This is a genomic window from Kitasatospora cinereorecta (assembly GCF_024172095.1).
Taxonomy (GTDB): domain Bacteria; phylum Actinomycetota; class Actinomycetes; order Streptomycetales; family Streptomycetaceae; genus Kitasatospora; species Kitasatospora cinereorecta.
Genome location: NZ_JAMZDX010000002.1, coordinates 595,272 through 609,886, shown reverse-complemented (window position 1 = coordinate 609,886; position 14,615 = coordinate 595,272). Strand labels below are relative to the sequence as shown.

Here is a 14,615-nt window from a genome sequence, read left to right as displayed (position 1 = left end):
GCCGGGGCTCAGGGGGGGTGGGCTGGGGCGACGGCTCAGGCGAGGTCGCGGCGGGCGGCGATCTTCGAGGACATGCCGAAGATCTCGATGAAGCCCTTGGACATCGACTGGTCGAAGGTGTCGCCGGTGTCGTAGGTGGCGAGGTTGAAGTCGTACAGCGACTGGTCGGACTTGCGGCCGTTGACGACGGCGCGGCCGCCGTGCAGGACCATCCGGATGTCGCCGGAGACGGACTGGTTGGCCTCGTTGACGAAGCCGTCCAGGGCGCGCTTGAGCGGGGAGAACCACAGGCCGTCGTAGACCAGCTCGGCCCAGCGCTGCTCGACCTGCCGCTTGTAGCGGGCCAGCTCGCGCTCGACGGTGACGTTCTCCAGGGCCTGGTGGGCGGTGATCAGGGCGATCGCGCCGGGGGCCTCGTAGATCTCGCGGGACTTGATGCCGACGAGCCGGTCCTCGACCATGTCGAGGCGGCCGATGCCCTGGGCGCCGGCCCGCTTGTTCAGCTCCTCGATGGCCTGGAGGACGGTGACCTTGCGGCCGTCGATCGCGACCGGGACGCCGGCCTCGAAGGTGATGACGACCTCGTCGGCCTCGCGCGGGGTGGCGGGGTTCTGGGTGTACTCGTAGACGTCCTCGATCGGGGCGTTCCAGATGTCCTCGAGGAAGCCGGTCTCAACGGCGCGGCCGAAGACGTTCTGGTCGATCGAGTACGGGGACTTCTTGGTGGTCGCGATCGGCAGGCCCTTGGCCTCGGCGAAGGCGATGGCCTTGTCGCGGGTCATCGCGTAGTCGCGGACCGGGGCGATGCACTTGAGGCTGGGCGCCAGCGAGTTGATGCCGACCTCGAAGCGGACCTGGTCGTTGCCCTTGCCGGTGCAGCCGTGGGCGACGGTGGTGGCGCCGTGCTTCTGCGCGGCGGCGACCAGGTGCTTGACGATCACCGGCCGGGACAGGGCCGACACCAGCGGGTACTGGCCCTGGTACAGGGCGTTGGCCTTGAGGGCCGGGAGGCAGTACTCGTCGGCGAACTCGGTGCGGGCGTCCGCGACCTCGGCCTCGACGGCACCGCAGTCCAGCGCACGCTGGCGGATGACGTCCAGGTCCTCGCCGCCCTGGCCGACGTCGACGGCGACGGCGATGACCTCCGCGCCCGTCTCCTCGGCGATCCAGCCGATGCAGACGGACGTGTCCAGACCGCCCGAATAGGCGAGTACGACGCGCTCGGTCACGGCTTGCTCCTTCACAGTGTTCCATGCGGCGATAGGCATAAGTATGCACTACCGCGTATGAGTTTCACAAACAGGGGTACGAGGCGGCTGCTACTGGGCCTTGGCCTGGGCCAACTGCATCAGGTGGTCGGCCAGCGCCTGGCCGCCGGCCGGGTCGCGGCTGATCAGCAGCACGGTGTCGTCGCCGGCGATGGTGCCGATGATCTCGAACACCTCGGCGGCGTCGATCGCGGACGCGAGGAACTGGGCCGCGCCCGGCGGGGTGCGCAGCACGACGAGGTTGCCGGAGGCGGTGGCGGAGACCATGAGTTCGCCCGCCAGCCGGGCCATCCTGCCCTCGGTGGCGGACTCCCCCAGTGGCGCGCGCGGCGTGCGGTCGCCGCCCTCGGCCGGGACGGCGTAGATGAGCGCGCCGTCCCGGTTGCGGATCTTCACCGCACCCAGCTCGTCCAGGTCCCGCGAGAGCGTGGCCTGGGTGACCACCAGGCCGTCGTCGGCGAGCAGCTTGGCCAGCTGGCTCTGCGAGCGGACGGGCTGACGGGTCAACAGGTCCACGATCCGCCGGTGGCGCGCGGTGCGGGTCTGCGGGACCTGCGGCGTCGGACCGGCGGCGGGCTGGTCGGCGTGAGGTGCGGTCATATGAAGATTCTCCCGGACCGAGGTCAGCTGGTCGCGCCGGGGGCGTCCCCGCGGACCGAGCGGAGGATCTCCGGCAGCGCGGCGAGGAAGGCGTCCGCCTCCTGCTCGGTCAGCACCAGCGGCGGGACCAGCCGGATCGCGTCCGGCACCGCCGCGTTGACCAGGAAACCGGCCTGCTGCGCGGCGGCCTGGACCTCGGCGGCGACCGGTTCGGTGAGCACGATGCCGAGCAGCAGGCCCGCGCCCCGGACGTGGTCGACCAGCGGGTCGCCGATCGCCTCGATGCCGCTGCGCAGCTGCTCGCCGACCTTCTGCACGTGCTCCAGCAGCCCCTGCTCGCGGATCGTCCCCAGCACCGCGAGGCCGGCCGCCGCCACCACCGGATTGCCGCCGAAGGTGGTGCCGTGGTGGCCCGGGTGGAGCAGCTGGGCGGTGTCGCCGAAGGCCAGGACGGCGCCGATCGGCAGACCGCCGCCGAGGCCCTTGGCCAGCGTCACGATGTCCGGCTCCACACCCTCGTACGCCTGGTGGGCGAACCAGTGGCCGGTGCGGCCGATGCCGGTCTGCACCTCGTCCAGCACCAGCAGGGTGCCGGTGGCCCGGGTGATCTCGCGGGCCGCCCGCAGGTAGCCGTCCGGCAGCGGGATGGCGCCGTTCTCGCCCTGGATCGGCTCCAGGAAGACCGCGGCGGTGTCGGTGGTGACGGCCGCCCGCAGCGCCTCGATGTCGCCGAACGGGACGTGGGTGGCGTCCGGGAGCAGCGGCCGGAACGGGTCCTGCTTGGCCGACTGGGCGGTCAGCGTGAGCGCGCCCATGGTGCGGCCGTGGAAGGAGCCCTGGAGCGAGACCACGTGGCTGCGGCCGGTCAGCCGGCCGATCTTGAAGGCGGCCTCGTTGGCCTCGGCGCCGGAGTTGCAGAAGAACACCCGGCCCTCGCGGCCGGAGAGTTCCAGCAGCTGCTCGGCCAGCTTGATGGTGGGCTCGGCCATGAACAGGTTGGAGACGTGGCCGAGGGTGGAGATCTGCGCGGTGACCGCCTCGACGATCGCCGGGTGGGCGGTGCCGAGCGCGTTGACCGCGATGCCGGCGACCAGGTCCAGGTACTCCTTGCCGTCGGCGTCCCAGACCTTCGAGCCCTCGCCGCGGACCAGCGGGATCCGCGGGGTGCCGTAGTTGTCCATCAGCGCGTGCTGCCACCGCTGGGTGATCTGCGTGTTGGTCATGCCAGTCCTCCGGTCACGGGCGGCTCGTCGTCGGGGACGACCATGGTGCCGACGCCCTCGTCGGTGAAGATCTCCAGCAGCAGCGAGTGCTGCACCCGCCCGTCCAGGACGCGGGCGGTGTGGACACCGGAGCGGACGGCGCGCAGGCAGCCCTCCATCTTCGGCAGCATGCCGCTGGCCAGGCCGGGCATCATCTCCTCCAGCTCGCTCGCGCTCAGCTGGCTGATCACGTCGTCGGAGTCGGGCCAGTCCTTGTACAGGCCCTCCACGTCGGTGAGCACCACCAGCATCTCGGCGCCCAGCGCCACCGCCAGGGCGGCGGCCGCGGTGTCGGCGTTGATGTTGTAGACGTGGCCGTCGGCGCCGCGGGCGATCGAGGAGATGACCGGGATCCGGCCGTCCGCGATCAGCGCCTTCACCGCGCCGGCCTCGATGTTGACGATGTCGCCGACCAGGCCGATGTCGACCTGCTCGCCGTCCACCACCGCGTACCGCTTGATCGCGGTCATGGTGTGGGCGTCCTCGCCGGTCATGCCGACCGCGAACGGGCCGTGCCCGTTCAGTAGTCCGACCAGTTCGCGCTGGACCTGGCCGGCCAGCACCATCCGGACCACGTCCATGGTCTCGGGGGTGGTGACCCGAAGGCCCGCGGTGAAGGAGGACTCCAGGCCCAACTTGTCCAGCTGGGCGCTGATCTGCGGGCCGCCGCCGTGGACGACCACCGGGTTGAGGCCGGCGTAGCGGAGGAAGACCACGTCCTGGGCGAAGGCGGACTTCAGCTCCTCGTCCACCATGGCGTTGCCGCCGAACTTGATGACGACGGTCTTGCCGTGGAAGCGCTCCAGCCACGGGAGCGCCTCGATGAGGGTGCGGGCCTTGGGCAACGCGGCGTTGCTGCGGGCCTGTTCGCCCTTGGGTGCGATCTTCACGGTCTCTCGTTCCCCCCGGATCAGGTGGAGTAGGCGCTGTTCTCGTGCACGTAGTCGGCGGTGAGGTCGTTGGTCCACACCGTGGCGCTCGCGGTGCCGGCCTTCAGGTCGGCGGTGATGACCACCTCGCGGTCCTTCATCGACACCAGGTCGCGGTCCTCGCCGACGCTGCCGTCGCGGCAGACCCAGACGCCGTTGATGGCGACGTCCAGCTCGTTCGGGTCGAAGGCGGCGGCGGTGGTGCCGATGGCGGCCAGCACCCGGCCCCAGTTGGGGTCCTCGCCGTGGATGGCGCACTTGAGCAGGTTGTTGCGGGCGACGGTGCGGGCCACGTCCACCGCCTCGTCCTCGGTGGCGGCGCCCACCACGTCGATCCGGATGTCCTTGGAGGCGCCCTCGGCGTCGCCGATCAGCTGGCGCGCCAGATCGGCGCAGACGGTGCGGACGGCCTCGGCGAACTCCTCCGCGGCCGGGGTCACGTCCGAGGCGCCGGAGGCCAGCAGCAGCACCGTGTCGTTGGTGGACATGCAGCCGTCGGAGTCGACCCGGTCGAAGGTGGTGCGGGTGGCTCCGCGCAGCGCGGCGTCCAGCCCGGCGGCGTCCACCCGCGCGTCGGTGGTGACCACGACCAGCATGGTGGCCAGGCCGGGCGCCAGCATGCCCGCGCCCTTGGCCATGCCGCCGACCGTCCAGCCCTGGGCGTGGGTGACCTGGGCGGTCTTGTGCACGGTGTCGGTGGTCTTGATGGCGATCGCGGCCTGCTCGCCGCCGGTCGGCGAGAGCGCCGCGACGGCCTGGTCCACGCCGGGCAGCAGGATGTCCATCGGCAGCCGGACGCCGATCAGGCCGGTCGAGCAGACCGCGACCTCGCCGGCGCCGACGTTCAGCTCGGCGGCCACCTTCTCGGCGGTGGCGTGGGTGTCCTGGAAGCCGGCGGGGCCGGTGCAGGCGTTGGCGCCACCGGAGTTGAGGACGACGGCGGCCAGCTCGCCGGTCCTGAGCACCTGCTCCGACCAGAGCACCGGCGCGGCCTTGACCCGGTTGGAGGTGAAGACGCCGGCCGCCGCGAAGGTCGGGCCGTCGTTGACCACGAGGGAGAGGTCGGGGGTGCCGGAGGCCTTGATGCCGGCGGTGACGCCGGCCGCGCGGAAGCCCTTCGCCGCGGTCACTCCGATGTTCTGGCTGTCGGTCACGGTGCGACTCCGTTCAGCGGGAGGCCGAGCTCCTCGGGCAGTCCGAGGGCGATGTTCATGCTCTGCACCGCGCCGCCGGCGGTGCCCTTCACCAGGTTGTCGATCGCGCTGATCGCGACCACCCGCCCGGCGTGCTGGTCCAGGGCGACCTGGACCAGCGCGGCGTTGGAGCCGTACACCGAGCCGGTGTGCGGCCACTGCCCCTCGGGCAGCAGGTGGACGAAGGGTTCGGCGCCGTACGCCTCGGCGTACGCGGCGCGCAGCCGCTCGGCGGTGACGCCCGGCTTCGCCTTGGCGCTGCAGGTCGCCAGGATGCCGCGCGGCATCGGCGCCAGGGTCGGGGTGAACGAGACCGTCACCGGCTCGCCGGCCAGCGGGCTCAGGTTCTGCGCCATCTCCGGGGTGTGCCGGTGGCCGCCGCCCACGCCGTACGGGCTCATCGAGCCCATCACCTCGCTGCCGAGCAGGTGCGGCTTGACCGCCTTGCCCGCGCCGGAGGTGCCGGACGCCGCCACGATCACCGCCTCGGGCTCCACCAGCCGCTCGGCGTACGCGGGGAACAGGGCCAGCGAGACCGCGGTCGGGTAGCAGCCGGGGACGGCGATCCGCCGGGCGCCCTTGAGCGCCTGCCGGTGGCCGGGCAGCTCGGGCAGGCCGTACGGCCAGGTGCCGGCGTGCGGCGAGCCGTAGAACTGCTCCCAGTCGGCCGCCGAGGTGAGCCGGTGGTCGGCGCCGAGGTCCACCACCAGGACGTCCTCGCCCAGCTGCTCGGCGACCGCGGCCGACTGGCCGTGCGGCAGGCCGAGGAAGACGATGTCGTGACCGGCCAGTGTCTCGGCACTGGTGGGCTCCAGCACCCGGTCGGCCAGCGGCAGCAGGTGCGGCTGGAGCGCGCCCAGCCTGGTGCCCGCGTTGGAGGCGCCGGTCAGCGCGCCGATCTCCACCTCCGGGTGGCCGAGCAGCAGGCGCAGCACCTCGCCCCCCGCGTACCCGCTGGCGCCGGCGACGGCGACTCGCAATGCCATGGCACTTCCCTCCTTGAACTTGGCATGAATATACGCAGTGCGGAACATTCATGCAAGGAGTTCCAAATGAACGCCCGGCCACGAACAGGGTGGCCGGGCGTCCGGGGGAAGGCGTCCAGAGTCAGGAACGCGGCCCGGCGGCCGACCGCTCCTGCTTCTCCTTGTCCTTCAGCTGCTTCTCCTTGATCCGCACCGCTTCCTTGCGGACCTCGGCCTGGGTGCCGCGCTCGCGCTGCAGCCAGTCCGGGTTCTGCTCCTTGAGGGCGTCGATCTCCTCGGTGGTCAGCGCCTCGGTCACCCCGCCGCGCGCCAGGCCCGCGATCGAGATCCCGAGCTTCGCCGCCACCACCGGGCGCGGGTGCGGGCCGGTGCGGCGCAGCTCCCGCAGCCACTCCGGCGGGTCCGCCTGCAGCGCGTTCAGCTCGGCGCGGGTCACCACCCCGTCCTGGAAGTCGGCGGGGGTCGCGGGGAGGTAGACCTCCAGCTTCTTCGCCGCGGTGGCGGGCTTCATCGTCTGGGTGGTCTGGTGCGAGCTCATGGGGTCAAGGATATCGAGCGCGTGCACCCACCCGGACCACTCCCGGTAACCTGGCCGCGTGACCAGCTCCGACGCACCCGCCGCCCACCGGCCCGCCAGCTTCCGGCTCGGCTACGTGCCGGGGGTGACGCCCGCCAAGTGGGTCCGGATCTGGACCGAGCGACTGCCCGACGTCCCGCTCACCCTGGTCGCGGCCACCGCCGCCGAGGCGCCCGGGCTGCTGCTCGCCGGCGAGCTGGACGCCGCGCTGCTGCGGCTTCCGGTCGACAAGAGCGCCCTCAGCGCCATCCCGCTCTACACCGAGACCACGGTCGCCGTCTGCCCCAAGGACCACGTGGTCACCGCCGCCGAGGAGGTCACCTGCGCCGACCTGGCGGACGACATCCTGCTCCACCCGCTGGACGACACCCTGGAGTGGGAGGCCCCGCCCGGTCGGCCCGCGTTCGAGCGTCCGGCCACCACCGGCGACGCGATCGAACTGGTCGCCGCCGGGATCGGCCTGCTCGTCGTCCCGCAGTCGCTCGCCCGGCTGCACCACCGCCGCGACCTCACCTTCCGTCCGGTCGCCGACGCCCCCGGCTCGCGGATCGCCCTGTCCTGGCCGCTGAGCGAGACCACGCCGCCGCTGGTCGAGGAGTTCATCGGCATCGTCCGCGGCCGCACCGTCAACAGCTCCCGCGGCCTCGGCGGGCAGAGCCAGGCCCAGCCGAGCTCCAAGCCGGCCGGAAAGCAGGCAGGCAAGCAGACCGGCAAGCAGCCGGCCGGCCGCAAGCCCGCCGCGCGTACCGGCGCCGGCGCCGCCCGCCAGAAGCCCGCCCCGGGCCGCGGCACCAAGGGCGGCAAGTCCACCGGCAAGCCCCGCCGCCGCGGCTGACGCCGGACGGCCGCGCGCTCAGCACTCCAGCAGGCGGAACATCTCGGCCCGCGGGAGCGACGGGTTGGCCGCGGCTCCACCGGCCACCTGGTAGTCGCCGTCGGCGAGCAGGGCGGTGATCGTCGCGGGCGGGAGTGCGGGGTGCCCGGCCGCGTGGCGGCGGGCCTTCGGGTCGTCGAGGCACGGGAGCAGCGCCGCGGCCGTCGCCGCCGGGTGGCGGGCGATCTCGCGCAGCGCCTTGCGCGCGGGCGGCCGCTGCCCGGCGAGGTGTTCCAGCAGTGCGGCCGTCGCGTCCGGGTTGGCCGCCGCCCCGGCCGCGACCTTGTCCCCGAACCGGTCGACCGCCGCACGGAGCCGCTGCGCCGACAGCCCGGGGTGGGCGAGCACGGCCCGCACCACCTTCGCGTCCGGGTCGTCCGCGAGCGCGTCCCGCACCCCTGCCGGCAGGTCCCGCCGCTGCGCCACCAGCAGCCGTACGCCCGCCTGCGGTCGCACCGCCAGCTCCGCGATCTCGGCCTCGCTCGCGGCGGCGATCCGCGCCGGCACGGCCGGACCGGTCCGGGTGGTGGTGGCGAGGCCGGTGAGGACGTCCAGTGGCACCGCCGGGTTGTGCGCCAGCTCGTACCGGACCTCCTGGTAGTCGTCCTCCCGCAGGCGGCGGCAGAGCGCCTCGCCGATCGCGGGGTTGCGGGCCAGCGCGATCCGTACCAACGGGATCCCGTCCGCCGCCAGCCGCGCGGACACCTCGTCCGGCAGGTCGGGGCGTCCGGCGAGGGCGGCCCGCAGCAGCGCGGAGGGGTGCTCGGCGAACCGCAGGACGGCCGCGACCGGGGTCGCCGGGTTCTCCAGCAGGCAGTGGTGGAGGGCGCGGGTCGCGGACTGGTGGCCGCCGTCGCAGGCCGCGCCGGGCGGCAGGGCGCAGTGCGGTCGCGGGCAGTCCGGCGGGTGGACGAAAGGGATCGGTTCCCGGTCGCAGACCTCGCAGGAGCGCGCGGGCGGCAGTCCGTCCCCGGTCGCGAGCGCCGCGAGCTGCGCCGGCGGTGTGGCGGGGTTGCCCGCGACGTGGCGCCGGACCTCCAGGTGGGGGTGGGCGGCCAGCCGGGCCAGGACCTGCGGTGACCGCACCGACCAGGCCAGTTCGGCGACCACATCGGTGGCGTGGTCGGCGGCGAGCAGCTCCACCACGTCCGCCGGCAGCCACGGGCAGCCCGCCAGCTCCTCCCGGCGCTCGGCCAGCGGGTCCGCGGCGAACAGGCGCGCCCAGGCGGGTGGCCCGGCGCCCTCGTCCAGCAGGGCGAGGGCGGCGTCCGGCCGGGCCGCCGGGTCGACGTCCCCGGCCGTCAGCCGGCCGGCGCGGGCGAGGCGGATCGCCGCTCCTTCGCCGGCCGCCGCGAGCGCGAGCACCTGCGGCCGGGTGAGATCGGCGCGGTACGCCAGCTCGTGGGCCACCTCCTCATCGCCGAGGGCGATCAGACGGTCGATCAGCTCCGCCGGGAGCGACGGATTGGCGGCCAGTCCCACCAGGACATCGTTCATGGCCCGATCCTGCCCGGCCACCCTGCGTGCCGCACACGAATTACGGCGTTCATGCCTCGACACCCTACAAAGATCCACGCCGATACTCCGTCGACGATCACACCCGGAGCCCCACAACTCCGCTGGCAGGGTGGCATTCGGGGCGGACGCCGCAGCGATGTCCGCCGCCGAGCTGTTGTACCCATTCCACAGAGGAGTCGAGGCAGTGCGTACAGACACCGAAGCCGTGCTGGTCACCGGGCTCGGGGCGACCACCCCGCTCGGCGGGGACGTGGCGTCCACCTGGGCGGCGATGCTGGCGGGCGCGAACGGGATCCGGCCGATCGAGGAGGACTGGGCGGCCGAACTGCCGGTCCGGCTCGCCGGACGGCTGGCGGTCGAACCGACCGAGAAGCTGGACCGGGTGCAGGCCCGGCGGATGGACCGCTGCGAGCAGGTCGCGCTGGTGGCGGCCCGCGAGGCGTGGGCGGACGCGGGCGCACCGGACGTCGACCCGGAACGGCTGGCCGTGGTGATCGGCACCGGCACCGGCGGCGCCCTGACCCTGTTGGGCCAGGACGACGTGCTGGAGCGCTCCGGTGTCCGGAAGGTGTCGCCGCACACCGTGCCCATGCTGATGGCCAACGGTCCGGCCGCCTGGGTCTCCATCGACCTCGGCGCCCGCGGCGGCGCCCACACTCCGGTCAGCGCCTGCGCCTCGGGCGCCGAGGCGATCGCGCTCGGGCTCGACCTGATCCGGCTCGGCCGGGCCGACGTGGTGGTGGCGGGCGGCGCCGAGGCCTGCATCCACCCGCTGCCGCTCGCCGGGTTCGCCCAGGCGAAGGCGCACTCGACCCGCAACGACGAACCCGAGCGCGCCTCCCGCCCCTTCGACGCCGACCGGGACGGGTTCGTGATCGGCGAGGGGGCGACCGTCCTGGTGCTGGAGCGGGCCTCCCGGGTCGCCGCCCGCGGCGGCCGCGCCCACGCCACCCTGGCCGGCGCGGGCGTCACCTCCGACGCCCACCACATCACCGCCGCCCACCCGGACGGGCAGGTGCGGGCGATGCGTCTGGCGCTGGCCGCCGCCGGACTGCCGCCGCAGGCGATCGGACTCGTCCACGCCCACGCCACCTCCACCCCGCTGGGCGACCTGGTCGAGGCCGGATCGGTCACCGAGGCGATCGGCACCCACGCCGCCGTCACCGCCACCAAGTCGATGACCGGGCACCTGTTCGGCGCGGCCGGCGCGATCGGTGCCCTCGCCGCCCTGCTCGCCGTCCGGGACGGCGCGATCCCGCCGACCCGCAACCTCGACACCCCCGACCCGCGGATCGCCCTCGACGTCGTCACCGGCGGGGTCCGGCGCGGCCCGCTCACCGCGGCCCTCGCCAACTCCTTCGGCTTCGGCGGGCACAACGCCTCGCTGGTCTTCACCCCGGCGCCCTGAGTCCCTCGGCGTCCGCGTGGCGCGAGGTGCGCGCGGCGGGGCCGGGCGGCCATCCTGGAGTCGAGGGACGGAGGCCGCCATGGGCTGGTACGACGAGCAGGTGCTGCCGCGGATCATCAACGTCGCCTGCGGGGTGAAATCGGCCCGGCCGCTGCGCCGCCGGGTCTGTACGGGCCTGGTCGGCGACGTCGTGGAGATCGGGTTCGGCTCCGGGCACAACGTGCCGTTCTACCCGGCCGCGGTCCGTTCCGTGTCGGCGGTCGAACCGTCCGACGTGGGCTGGCGCCTGGCGTCCGAGCGGGTCGAGAAGTCGCACATCCTGGTGCGCCGCGCCGGGCTGGACGGGCAGCGGCTGCCGTTCGCCGACGCCAGCTTCGACTCCGCCCTGTCCACCTGGACGCTGTGCACCATCCCCGACGTCCAGGCCGCGCTCACCGAACTGCGCCGGGTGCTCAAGCCCGGCGGGGTGCTGCGCTTCCTGGAACACGGGCTCGCCCCCGAGCAGGACGTGAAGGTCCGCCGCTGGCAGTACCGGCTCGAACCGCTCCAGATGCGGGTCTTCGGCGGCTGCCACCTGACCCGTCCCATCACGGAACTGCTCGCCACGGCCGGGTTCGCCCTCACCGAGGTGGACGCCTTCTACGAGGAGGGCGCCCCCAAGCCGCTGGGCGCCGACTCCCTCGGCTCGGCGCTCTCCGCCTGACCGCGCCGCCTACGCCCGACCGGGCCTCCTACGCCGGATCCGCCATCCGCTCGCACAGCCGGGCGAGGGCGTCGGCGGCACCGGTGAGGACGGAGACATGCCCGTCCTCGGGGGTCAGGCGCAGCTCGGCGCCGGGGCAGTGCCGGGCCAGCCATGCGCCGTGGGCGGCCGGCACCACCCGGTCGCGCTCGCCGTGGAGCAGCAGCAGCGGCGCGGTGATCCGGGCCGGATCGAAGCCCCACGGGTGGACGTACGCGAGGTCGTCGTCGATCAGGGCGGCCGGACCCGCGGCCGCGGCCGGGCCGACGACCGAGTGCAGCCAGTGCCACTCCCCCGCCAGCGCGGCGAGGTCGTCGGGAGTGAACTCCGGGTCGTACTCCGCGCCGGAGCGCTCGTGGCGCTTCTTGGCCTCCCGCCCGGCCGCCGCGGCCCGCAGGGAGGCGACCCCGGAGTCGGCCATGCCCGCGTACCAGTCGAGGCCCTCGGCGTCGTACGGCGCGAGCGAGGCGGCGGCGATCACGCCGGCCACCCGTTCCGGCAGCAGCGCGGCGCAGGCGAGGGCGTGCGGGCCGCCGCCGGAGTGGCCCACCACGGCGAACCGCTCGATGCCCAGCGCGTCGGCGACCGCCGCCGTGCACGCCGCGGCGGACGCCACGTCCCGACCGGGATCGGGCGTCGAACCGCCGTAGCCGGGCCGGTCGTACGACACCCAGCGCAGCCCGAGCCGGTCGGCGGCGGCGAACAGCGGGGCGGGCGGCGAGCCGAGGTTGGGGGTGCCGTGGTGCCAGACCACGGCGAGCCGGTCGTCGGCGCGGCCGTCGCCGGTGTCGTACGCGTGCAGGGTGCGGCCGTCGCCGAGCCGGAGGTCGAACTCACGGGTCATGCCGTCGAGGCTAGGCCTTCTCCTTCGGATCACGCCTGCGGTTCGTCCAGTTCCGCCAGGAAGGCGAGCAGGATCCGGGTGAACTCCTCCGGCTGTTCCGAGGTGGTGAAGTGGGCGGCGCCGTCCAGCCGGGTGGCGCGGCCGTGCGGGACGGCGGAGAGCAGCGCGTCGACGGTGGCGAGCACGCCGGGCGCGTCGAGCGCGCCGTCGATCGCCAGCACCGGGACGGTGATCCCGCGGGCGCGGCCGGCCACGTCCTGGACCGGCACGGTGTGGTCGACCTCGCCGGGGCTGTGCTTCATCAGCGTCCGCAGGGCCATGTCGCGGACGTGGTCGACGAGCGCGGGGTCGACGTCGGCGAGGGTGCGGGTGGGGCCGGCGATCCAGAGCGTGAACTGCTCCAGCCAGCCCGGGATGTCGCCGGCCATCAGGGCTGCGAACTGCGCCTGCCCGCGGGCGGCGGTCCACGGGTCGGACGGGTCCGGCTCGCCGATGCCGCGGCCGCTGACCACCAGGGCCCGGACCAGCTCCGGGTGCTCGACGGCGGTGTCCACGCCGATCATCGCGCCCATCGACACGCCGACCAGCACCGCAGGCTCGTCGAGGTCGAGGTGGCGCAGCAGCGCGGCGAGGTCGTCGGTCTGCCGGAACGGCCGGCTCGCGTTGGCCGAGAAGCCGTGGCCGCGGGCGTCCGGGGCGATCACCCGGTAGCCGTGGGCGACCAGGCCCGGCACCAGGTTGTCGAACTGGGTGTGGTCCACGAACGAGGCGTGCAGCAGCACCAGCGGGCGGCCGTCACGGGGCCCGGCGTCGCGGTAGGCGAGCGGGCCGTCCGCGGAGGCGAAGGTGTCGAACGTGGGGACGCCGGCGACGGGGATCGAGGTCTCAGTCATGACAACCAAGGTGCCATGTTCTTCCAAGAATGACAACCGAGGTGTCATGATGGATCCATGACCGAGACCGCCCGCCCCCTCTCCCCCACAGAGCTCCCGGAGCGCCTGATGGAGGTATTCGCCCTCGTCGGACCGCTCTACCGCCGGGTTCAGCGCAAGATCGAGCTGGACGCCGCACAGGGCCTGTCCGTCGGCGTCCGCGCCGTCCTCGACCTGCTGCGCGAGCACGGCCCGATGACCGTCCCGCAGATGGGCCGGGCCCAGTCGCTGAGCCGCCAGTTCGTCCAGCGGATGGTCAACGACGCCGCCGCGCGCGGCCTGGTGGAGACCATCCCCAACCCCGCCCACCAGCGCTCCTCGCTGATCCGGCTGACCGACGCCGGACGCACCGCGATCACCGCCGTCACCTCGCGCGAGCACGCCCTGCTCGGCCGGACCGCCGGCGACCTCACCGACGCGGAGGTCACCGCCTGCGTCCGCGTCCTGACCCGGATGCTGGAACTCTTCGACGACGTCGACCTCACCGGCGCCGAACCACCCCGCTAGCGGGGACCATCGGTCAGGCGCCGTGCCAGGTCGAGGAGTTCGGGCAGCCGCAGCACCCGGCCCGGGACGCTGCCCGGCAGCGGGACGTGCAGCGGGGCCGTCCACCGGTGCGGAACGGCATCGATGCCGTACACCGCGCCGGCCAGCGCGCCGGTGACAGCGGCGACGGTGTCGGTGTCGCCGCCCAGGTCGATCGCGGCGCGGACCGCGTCCTCGTACGAGCCGGTGGTCCGCAGCGCCCACACCGCGGACCCGAGGCAGGGCCAGACCGCGCCGTTGTTCTCGGTGGCGTCGTCGGGATGCCAGCCGTCGGCGAGGACGGTGGCGTACCGCGCCCGGTGGTCGGGATGGACGGCGGCGAGGGTGTCGGGCAGGGCGGCCACCGGGTCCCCGCCGTCCAGGGCGACCCGGATCAGCTCGTGGAGGATCGCGGTGCCCTCCCACGCGGCGCGGTCCCCGTGGGTGAGGGCGGCGATCCGCCGGGCGGCGTCCATGGTGGCGGCGCGGCCGGCCCGGGCGAAGTGGACGGCGGACGGCGCGGCCCGCATCAGCGAGCCGTTGCCGGCGGCGCGGCCGCTGGTCGCGAAGTGGGTTTCGGCGGCCAGATCCCACGGAAGGCCGGAGCCGAGCACCGCCTCGGTCTGCAGGCCGATGTCCTTGGGATCGGCGGCGGCCCAGCGGCGGAAGCGGTCGTAGATGTCGGGCAGGTCGAGCCGGCCGCGTTCGAGCAGCGACTCGGCGACGTGGACCGCCATCTGGGTGTCGTCGGTGGCCTCGCCCGGATCCCAGCCGCCGCCCCCGCACATCTCGCCGCCCGCGCCGGCCACCGGGAAGCGGCCGCCGAAGACGCCCGCCGGGCCGAACTCGAAGGGCGCGCCGAGGGCGTCGCCGACAGCGGAGCCGATGACGGTGCCGGCGGCACGGGAGGTGCGGTCCATGGCGGCAGCGTAGTGGGCGGGCGCGAGGTGGGGGCTC

15 protein-coding genes are annotated in these 14,615 nt (G+C 74.1%); 4 read left to right on the top strand and 11 right to left on the bottom strand.

Annotated features, from left to right (window positions below; genetic code table 11):
- Positions 1-35: 35 nt before the first annotated feature.
- The 7 genes from FHR36_RS09680 to FHR36_RS09650 all read right to left on the bottom strand — a co-directional run bounded on the left by FHR36_RS09680 (position 36) and on the right by FHR36_RS09650 (position 6,776).
- A complete protein-coding gene (locus tag FHR36_RS09680; RefSeq protein WP_253795700.1) occupies positions 36-1,229 on the bottom strand; it encodes an argininosuccinate synthase in 1,194 nt (397 codons plus the stop codon).
- 90 nt (positions 1,230-1,319) lie between these two features.
- Positions 1,320-1,868: an arginine repressor gene (locus tag FHR36_RS09675; RefSeq protein WP_253795698.1), complete on the bottom strand. Its 549-nt coding sequence runs from the start codon at positions 1,866-1,868 to the stop codon at positions 1,320-1,322.
- A gap of 23 nt (positions 1,869-1,891) precedes the next feature.
- A complete protein-coding gene (locus tag FHR36_RS09670) occupies positions 1,892-3,091 on the bottom strand; it encodes an acetylornithine transaminase (RefSeq protein WP_253795697.1) in 1,200 nt (399 codons plus the stop codon).
- The gene (gene argB / locus FHR36_RS09665) at positions 3,088-4,020 is read right to left on the bottom strand and encodes an acetylglutamate kinase (RefSeq protein WP_253795695.1); all 933 of its coding nucleotides are present in this window, start codon (positions 4,018-4,020) and stop codon (positions 3,088-3,090) included. The genes FHR36_RS09670 and argB overlap by 4 nt, the downstream gene beginning before the upstream one ends.
- 20 nt (positions 4,021-4,040) lie before the next feature.
- Positions 4,041-5,195, bottom strand: a complete 1,155-nt coding sequence (argJ, locus tag FHR36_RS09660; protein ID WP_253796722.1) for a bifunctional glutamate N-acetyltransferase/amino-acid acetyltransferase ArgJ — start codon at positions 5,193-5,195, stop codon at positions 4,041-4,043.
- Between the two features lie 14 nt (positions 5,196-5,209).
- Entirely contained in the window at positions 5,210-6,238 is a 1,029-nt protein-coding gene (gene argC, locus FHR36_RS09655) for an N-acetyl-gamma-glutamyl-phosphate reductase (protein ID WP_253795693.1), read from the bottom strand.
- Positions 6,239-6,359: 121 nt separating this feature from the next.
- Entirely contained in the window at positions 6,360-6,776 is a 417-nt protein-coding gene (locus FHR36_RS09650; protein WP_253795691.1) for a DUF5997 family protein, read from the bottom strand.
- 58 nt (positions 6,777-6,834) lie between these two features.
- Between FHR36_RS09650 and FHR36_RS09645 the strand changes: the two genes are divergently transcribed.
- Positions 6,835-7,650, top strand: a complete 816-nt coding sequence (locus FHR36_RS09645; RefSeq protein WP_253795689.1) for a LysR family transcriptional regulator substrate-binding protein — start codon at positions 6,835-6,837, stop codon at positions 7,648-7,650.
- An 18-nt stretch (positions 7,651-7,668) separates the two neighbouring features.
- Here FHR36_RS09645 and FHR36_RS09640 read toward each other — a convergent pair whose 3' ends face one another.
- A complete protein-coding gene (locus tag FHR36_RS09640) occupies positions 7,669-9,186 on the bottom strand; it encodes a hypothetical protein (RefSeq protein WP_253795687.1) in 1,518 nt (505 codons plus the stop codon).
- A gap of 205 nt (positions 9,187-9,391) precedes the next feature.
- Here FHR36_RS09640 and FHR36_RS09635 point away from each other — a divergent pair, with 205 nt between their 5' ends.
- Both FHR36_RS09635 and FHR36_RS09630 read left to right on the top strand, forming a co-directional pair.
- Positions 9,392-10,615, top strand: a complete 1,224-nt coding sequence (locus FHR36_RS09635) for a beta-ketoacyl-[acyl-carrier-protein] synthase family protein (RefSeq protein ID WP_253795685.1) — start codon at positions 9,392-9,394, stop codon at positions 10,613-10,615.
- A gap of 79 nt (positions 10,616-10,694) precedes the next feature.
- Complete coding sequence (locus FHR36_RS09630) at positions 10,695-11,318, top strand: class I SAM-dependent methyltransferase (RefSeq protein WP_253795683.1); 624 nt, start codon at positions 10,695-10,697, stop codon at positions 11,316-11,318.
- A gap of 28 nt (positions 11,319-11,346) precedes the next feature.
- On the opposite strand, the gene FHR36_RS09625 is transcribed toward FHR36_RS09630, so the two are convergent.
- Together FHR36_RS09625 and FHR36_RS09620 are read right to left on the bottom strand one after the other, a co-directional pair.
- Entirely contained in the window at positions 11,347-12,201 is an 855-nt protein-coding gene (locus tag FHR36_RS09625; RefSeq protein ID WP_253795681.1) for an alpha/beta fold hydrolase, read from the bottom strand.
- 29 nt (positions 12,202-12,230) lie between these two features.
- Complete coding sequence (locus FHR36_RS09620; RefSeq protein ID WP_253795680.1) at positions 12,231-13,094, bottom strand: alpha/beta fold hydrolase; 864 nt, start codon at positions 13,092-13,094, stop codon at positions 12,231-12,233.
- A gap of 57 nt (positions 13,095-13,151) precedes the next feature.
- Between FHR36_RS09620 and FHR36_RS09615 the strand changes: the two genes are divergently transcribed.
- Positions 13,152-13,640 (top strand): MarR family winged helix-turn-helix transcriptional regulator, encoded by a 489-nt coding sequence (locus FHR36_RS09615; protein WP_253795679.1) that lies wholly within the window; start codon positions 13,152-13,154, stop codon positions 13,638-13,640.
- On the opposite strand, the gene FHR36_RS09610 is transcribed toward FHR36_RS09615, so the two are convergent.
- Positions 13,637-14,578 carry an ADP-ribosylglycohydrolase family protein gene (locus FHR36_RS09610; RefSeq protein WP_253795678.1) on the bottom strand — a complete coding sequence of 314 codons (942 nt, stop codon included), beginning with the start codon at positions 14,576-14,578 and terminating at the stop codon, positions 13,637-13,639. The two genes, FHR36_RS09615 and FHR36_RS09610, sit on opposite strands and share 4 nt — an antisense overlap.
- Positions 14,579-14,615 lie beyond the last annotated feature (37 nt).